The organism is Streptomyces sp. SID3212, assembly GCF_009865405.1.
Lineage (GTDB): Bacteria > Actinomycetota > Actinomycetes > Streptomycetales > Streptomycetaceae > Streptomyces.
This window is the reverse complement of the sequence record NZ_WWJY01000768.1, coordinates 1-1635: the sequence shown is the minus strand read 5'-3', so window position 1 is coordinate 1635 and position 1635 is coordinate 1. Positions and strand designations below refer to the sequence as shown.

General features: G+C 74.9%; 1 protein-coding gene. It reads right to left on the bottom strand.

Translation table 11 applies throughout. The features are described from left to right. On the bottom strand, positions 1 to 1635 hold a 1635-nt coding region (locus GT042_RS23210), incomplete at both ends, for an SDR family NAD(P)-dependent oxidoreductase (protein WP_161310660.1).

The following is a 1635-nucleotide window of genomic DNA, read 5'->3' as shown; positions in this document are numbered from 1 at the left end:
TGCCGATGCCGATGCCGATGCCGATGCCGATGGTGATGGTGATGGCGACGTCCCGGACACGCCCGGCTCGTAGAAGGCGTGCGCCTGGTCGACGGCCGTGGTGGACACCATGAGCTGCGGCAACTGGAGTTCCAGCGCGTGCCCGAAGACCCGCCGGCCCTCCTCCACCGTGAGCCCGACCGCGACGTGCGCCTGGTGGCGGGCGTCCGCGTGCAGGGTGTCCCGGGCCATGCCCACCTCCCGCCACACGTCCCAGTCGATACCGATACGGAGCGTGGTCTCCGTATCGTGCGCGCGGTACCGGGCGAAGCCGTCCAGCACCCCGTTGGCCGCCGCGTAGTCGAACTGGCCGAGGCCGCCGAACAGCGTGGCCATCGAGGAGCAGTAGGCCGCGTAGGCGGGCCGATGGTCGGCGATCAGCCGCTCCATGAGCAGCGCGCCGTGCAGTTTGGCCGCCATGGCGTGCCGCATCGCCCGCGCGTCGCGGCGGACGATCAGGCCTCCGGCCGCCGTGCCCGCCGCGTGGACGATCCCACGCAACCGGGGGAGATGGGGTGCGAGCCGGGTCAGGAGTACGTCGGACGGCTCCTCGGCGAGGTCTCCCTCGACCAGGTCGACCCGGTCGGCCCAGCGCGCCAGTGTCTCCGGGAGCCGCGCCCGGCGCGCCAACAGGACCACCCGGCAGTCGGTCCGCTCCAGCAGCCAGGACGCGACACCGGCCCCGACACCGCCGGTGCCGCCCAGGATCAGCTGGACACCGGGTGCTTCCGCGGCACCCGGTCCGCCGGCCGGCAGGCCTTGGGCGGAGTCGTACGCGGCCGGCGCACCGACGGGCTGTACGGTCTGGTGCCACCAGTACCCGTCCCGGAGGGCCAGCCGCCGGGGCAGGACGGCCGGGGCGTCGGCCTCCGCCAGGATCATCGGCAGCACCGCGGCCCACCCTGCCGGATCGGACCCGGGCAGATCGAGCCAGCGGCCGGTCACGCCGGTCTCCTGGCGCACCACCTCATCCGCACCCGCCAGCAGCCCCAACTCCGGCCGCCTGACGGGGCCTTCGACCGGTTGGGCACCGTACGAGACCCACCAGACCCGCACGTCCGGGGACCCGGGCGCCTCGGCGAGGGCACGCAGCAGCGCGGCGGAGGTGTCCAGGCACGCCCAGCGGGCGCGGGCGAGTGTGCGCTCGTCCACCGCTCCCTCGACGGACAGGGGCAGCGCGTGCAGCCAGTCGACACCACCCCGGGCGACCGGTCGCAGTGCGTCGAGCAACTCCCGTATCGAGGCGGGGTCGGCGGGGTCGACCTCGTAACGGTCCTCCGCGAGCCGGGCGAAGGCGTCGGCGGCGCTGACGCGGATCACGCGGGTGTGGCCCGGCTCGAAGGCCCGCCACGGTTCCGGCCCCGACGGCGTGGCGGTCAGGACCACCAGCACGCGCCCGGAGGAGGTACGGGCCCCGGCCCCGGCACGGCGCAGCCGCACCCAGCCCGGCTGGTGCAGCCAGTCACCCTCCGGCAGCCGCCGTGGTACGGCGTTGTCGGTCGGGGCCTCGGTGGTGCCGGGCGTGATCCGGGCGAAGGTGTGGTCGGACAGGTCGAAGGCCGGCGGCGGAAAGTCCCACGGAGCCTGGGCCGGCCA